The 4,614-nt window shown below is 72.7% G+C and carries 5 protein-coding genes; 3 read left to right on the forward strand and 2 right to left on the reverse strand.

Features of this window, described 5'->3' with window-relative positions:
• The 3 genes from AC5LUJ_RS22100 to AC5LUJ_RS22110 form a co-directional block, all read left to right on the forward strand.
• A partial coding sequence (locus tag AC5LUJ_RS22100) for a lipopolysaccharide kinase InaA family protein (RefSeq protein ID WP_493465659.1) occupies positions 1 to 810 on the forward strand: 810 nt, incomplete at its 5' end.
• A 194-nt stretch (positions 811 to 1,004) separates the two neighbouring features.
• Positions 1,005 to 1,997: a hypothetical protein gene (locus AC5LUJ_RS22105; protein WP_250286033.1), complete on the forward strand. Its 993-nt coding sequence runs from the start codon at positions 1,005 to 1,007 to the stop codon at positions 1,995 to 1,997.
• Between the two features lie 40 nt (positions 1,998 to 2,037).
• On the forward strand, positions 2,038 to 3,576 hold the full coding sequence (locus AC5LUJ_RS22110; protein ID WP_250286034.1) for an adenylosuccinate synthetase: 1,539 nt from the start codon (positions 2,038 to 2,040) through the stop codon (positions 3,574 to 3,576).
• Here AC5LUJ_RS22110 and AC5LUJ_RS22115 read toward each other — a convergent pair.
• Complete coding sequence (locus tag AC5LUJ_RS22115; protein ID WP_250292293.1) at positions 3,524 to 3,997, reverse strand: VOC family protein; 474 nt, start codon at positions 3,995 to 3,997, stop codon at positions 3,524 to 3,526. The genes AC5LUJ_RS22110 and AC5LUJ_RS22115 overlap by 53 nt on opposite strands.
• A gap of 10 nt (positions 3,998 to 4,007) precedes the next feature.
• Positions 4,008 to 4,481 carry a helix-turn-helix domain-containing protein gene (locus tag AC5LUJ_RS22120; protein ID WP_250284045.1) on the reverse strand — a complete coding sequence of 158 codons (474 nt, stop codon included), beginning with the start codon at positions 4,479 to 4,481 and terminating at the stop codon, positions 4,008 to 4,010.
• Between the last annotated feature and the right edge of the window lie 133 nt (positions 4,482 to 4,614).

Here is a 4,614-nt window from a genome sequence, read left to right on the forward strand (position 1 = left end):
GGCGGCAGCGCTGGCGGCACCGGCGGCGGCGATGGCGCGGCGGCCGGCGCGCTGCTGAAGATCCCGCGGTCGGCCGCCGACAACGACCTGATGGGACGCGAGGCCGCGGCGCTGCGGCAGCTGGCCGGCAGGGGGGAGAAACGGTTCGCCGCCTACGTCCCCCGTCTCGTCGAGGCCTTCCGGCACCGCGCCGGCGCCGGCGGCGAGCTACGCCAGGTGAACGTCATCGAGCACGTCCACGGCTTCCGCTCACTGGCCGAGCTGCGTGCCGTGTGCCCGGACGGGCTCGACGCCCGCGACGTCGCGTGGATGTGGCGACGGCTGCTCGTCGCCCTCGGGTACGCCCACCGGGCCGGGGTCGTGCACGGCGCCGTCGTGCCCGACCATGTGCTCGTCCACCCCGACGACCACGGCCTGGTCCTGGTCGACTGGTGCTACTCGGTCGTCATCGCCCCGGACGGCCCGGGCGCTGCCGGCGGCCCGGGTGGCGCGGCCGGGCATGTGCCGGCGATGGTGGACCGTTTCGCCGGCATGTACCCGCCGGAGGTCGCGGCCCGGCAGCCGCCGGGCGCGGCCACCGACATCCACCTGGCGACGAAGTGCATGACGTACCTGCTGCGCGACGACGCCCCCCGCCCGCTCCTGCGGTTCGCCCGCGGGTGCACACTGCCCGCCATGTCCCGCCGGCCACGCGACGCCTGGCGTCTGCTCGGCGAGTTCGACGAGCTGCTGGAACGGCTCTACGGCCCGCGCCGTTTCCGGCCGCTGCGCGTCCCGGCCGCATCCCCCGGCACCGGCGGGTGCCCCTGAACGAGCCCGGCACCCGTCGCCACCACCGCACCGTTCCGTCTCACCGGACCGTCCGATATCACCGTCCGTCCGTCCGTCCGTCCGTCCGTCCGTCCTCGTCCTTGTTCTCGCCCGTTCTTGTTCTCGTTCTCGTCCTCGTTTTTTTTGTCCTTGTTTCTGTCCTCGTTGTTTTTCGTTTCTACCGGAGGAATCCCATGGGCAGCGGAGCCTGGTCCACCGACGTCTACGCCGCGGCCGCGAGCTACCGGAAGCGCAGCGGACGCGGCGCGTTCCACTACAGCGACAGCGTCCGTAGCGGCAGCCCGCGCGACAGCTGGAAAGCCCACCCCGGCCTCGACCCGCACGGCGTCGGGACGCGCGAGAGCCGCGACAGCGACGAGCACCCGACCTCGCTGGCCATCGGCGTCCTGTTCGACGTGACCGGGTCGATGGGGCAGGTGCCGCGCACCCTGCAGACCAAGCTGCCCGACCTGCTCGGCCTGCTCATCCGCAAGGGATACGTCGACGACCCGCAGATTCTCTTCGGCGCGGTCGGCGACGCCACCTGCGACCGGGTGCCCCTGCAGATCGGCCAGTTCGAGTCCGACAACCGGATGGACGACCATCTCGGCAACATCTTCATCGAAGGCGGTGGCGGCGGGCAGAAAACGGAATCCTACGAACTGGCCCTGTACTTCATGGCCCGCCACACCTCGACCGACTGCTACGAAAAGCGCGGCAAGCGCGGCTATCTCTTCCTCATCGGGGACGAGATGCCCTACCGGCGGGTCAAGCGGAAGGAGGTCGCCGCGGTCATCGGCGACAAGCTGGCCGAGGACATCCCGGTCGAGCACATCGTCGCCGAAGCGCAGCGCAGGTACGAGTTGTACTACATCCTCCCGCAGGGGGCCTCGCACGCCGGGGACAGCGAGGTGCTCGCCGCCTGGCGCACCCTGCTCGGACAGAACGTCATCGAACTGGACGATCTTGACGCCGTGTGCGAGACGATCGCGCTCACCATCGGCCTGGCCGAAGACGCCATCGACCTGGACGAGGGCCTGGGGCACCTGAACGAGACCGGCGGCGACGCACCGGTCGACGCCGTCGGCAAGGCGCTCGCCGCGTACGCGCGGGACCGCGGGGCGGTGGTCGTCTCCGACAGCCTGCCAGGCCCCGACGACGGCCCGAAGGGGATCACCCGGCTGTAGGACGCCGGCCAGCGGCCAGCTGGAGGGAGGAAGGCCCGTCGTGTCACACCGTCACGTCCCGCCCGGTCATGTCCCCGGCCGTGTCCCCGGCCATGTCATCGTCGTCGACCTCGGGTTCGGTGACGCGGGCAAGGGGACGGTCGTCGACCACCTGTGCGCGCGGGCGGCCGCGCGGGGCCGGCCGGTGCGCGCGGTGATCCGTTTCAACGGCGGTGCCCAGGCCGCCCACAACGTGGTCACCGATGACGGCCGGCACCACACCTTCGCGCAGATCGGCTCGGGGGCGTTCACCGCGGGCACCGCCACCCACCTCTCCCGCCACATGCTCGTCGACCCGCTCGCGCTGGCCGCCGAGGCCGACCATCTGGAGGCGGCCGGGGTGCCCGGCCCGCTCGCCCGGCTGACCGTCCACCGGGATGCCCTGCTCACCACCCCGTACCACGTGGCGGCGAACCGGGCGCGCGAGCGGGCCCGGGTGCCGGCCCGGCACGGCTCGTGCGGCATGGGCATCGGCGAGACCGCCGCCTACGCCCTGGCCCACCCCGAGGACAGCCCCCGGGCCGGGGACTGCCTCGCCCCCGCCCGGCTGCGCCGCGTCCTGACCACGTTGCGTGACCGGCTGGCCGACGAGCTGGGCCCGCCGGCCGTGGCCGCGCCCGCGGTCGACGACTGCGTGGCGGCCTTCCGCGCCTTCGCCGACGCCGTCGAACTCGTGGACGACGGGTACGTCGGCCGGCTGCTGCGCGGCGGGCCGGTGGTGTTCGAGGGCGCCCAGGGCGTGCTCCTCGACGAGTGGCACGGCTTCCACCCCTACACCACCTGGTCGACGACCACCCCCGCGAACGCGGACAAGCTGCTCGCGGACGCCGGGATGGCGGGGGAGGCGCTGCGGCTGGGGGTGGTGCGCGCCTACACCACCCGGCACGGCGCCGGCCCCCTGGTCACCGAGGACGCGGAGCTGACCGCCGCGCTGCCCGACGTCCACAACGGCACCGGCCCCTGGCAGGGCGCCTTCCGGGTAGGCCACTTCGACGCGGTGGCCCACCGGTACGCCGTCGACGTCATCGGCGGAGTGGACGCGATCGCGCTGACCCACCTCGACTCGGCCGCCCGTCTCGGCCCGGCCGCGCACGTCGGCCCGGCCGTGTATGTCGGCTCGGCCGCGCACATCGACATGACCGCCCGACTCGACCGGGCCGCGCGCCTCGACGCGGTCGCCCGTCTCGGTGCGGCCGCCCGGCGGCGTCTGGCCGTCTGCCGTGCCTACGAGATCGACGGTGTGCCGGTCACCCGGCTGGCGCCGCGACCGCCCGGCGACCTGGTGGGCCAGGCGCGGCTGACCAGCCGGCTGGCGCGGGCGCGGCCCGTCCTCGAGCCCGTCCCGGACGCCGCCGCCTGGCCCGGGCTGGTAGGGGAGGCGCTCGAAGCCCCGGTGACCCTGCTCTCCCACGGTCCGCGCAGCCGCGACAAGATCTCTTACGGGCCGCGTAACCGCGGCGAGATCTCCCTTGGCGTCACATCCGGTGTCAGCGGTCCGCCGGCGTCTCCGCCAGCCAGCGCTCGCGTACCTCGTCGGTGATCTCGCTGGGCTGGGCGGCCGGCTGCCCGATGCGGATGTGGTTGCCGAAGGGGTCGCGCAGCCCGCAGTCGATGCCGTAGGGCTGCTCGGTCGGCTCCTGGGTGAACTCGACGCCGCGGGCCCTGAGCTCCTCGTAGGTCCTGCGACAGTCGTCGGTACGCAGGATGAAACCGAGGCCCATCGCGCCCTTGGTCACCAGCTCGCGGACCTGGGCGGCGGTCTGCTCGCTCATGGCCGGCGGGCCGGGCTTCTCCAGCAGGATCTCGCGCTCGGGGTGGCCCGGGACGCTGACCGTCAGCCAGCGCATGAAACCGAGATCCACATCGGCGGTGATCTCCAGTCCGAGCTTGCCGACGTAGAAGTCCACGGCCTGGTCCTGGTCGAGGACGTAGACGGACGAGTGTGTGATGGCGTTGAACATGCCGGCAACGCTACGGAGCTTCGCCCCGGCCCGCTTCTCCGAAACTGCTCGGTCGTTCCCCACCGCTCGGTCGTTCCCCGAGGCTGCTCGGCCGCAGCCACGCCATTCCGAAACAGGTCGGTACCGCTGGCGGGGCCGGCGCCGCCCTCGTCCGCCGCCGGTACGCCGACGGTGACTCGCCGACGACGGCGTGGAACGTCCGGCTGAAGGTGCCGAGGCTGGTGAAGCCGACGTCGAGACAGATGTCGGTCACGCCGCGGTCGGTCTCCCGCAGCAGCGCCATCGCCCGCTCGACCCGGCGCCGTTGCAGGTAGCGGTGCGGCGTCTCCCCGAAGGTGCTCCGAAACGCCCGGATGAAATGCGCCGGCGAGACGAACGCGATCCCCGCCAGGGTGGGGATGTCGAGCGGTTTCGCGTAGTCGCGGTCCATGGTGTCCCGGGCCCGCAACAGCCGGCGGTTGTTCTCCTCGACCGCCCGGTTCACCGGCCGCCGCCGTTCACCGGGTTCCGCCGTTCGCAGACCGCCACACGTCAGTATTCTACCGCCGTCCGTCCGTCCGTCCGTCCGCGGTGATTCATGCGTCACGGATGAACAGTGCGGAAAAACCATGTCGACG

Source organism: Protofrankia sp. CiP1_Cm_nod3 (genome assembly GCF_982290655.1).

Excerpts from the sequence above, each read along its gene's own strand:
- AC5LUJ_RS22115 (WP_250292293.1), bottom strand. The coding sequence starts at position 3,997 with ATGTTCAACGCCATCACACACTCGTCCGTCTACGTCCTCGACCAGGAC.
- AC5LUJ_RS22105 (WP_250286033.1), top strand. The coding sequence starts at position 1,005 with ATGGGCAGCGGAGCCTGGTCCACCGACGTCTACGCCGCGGCCGCGAGC.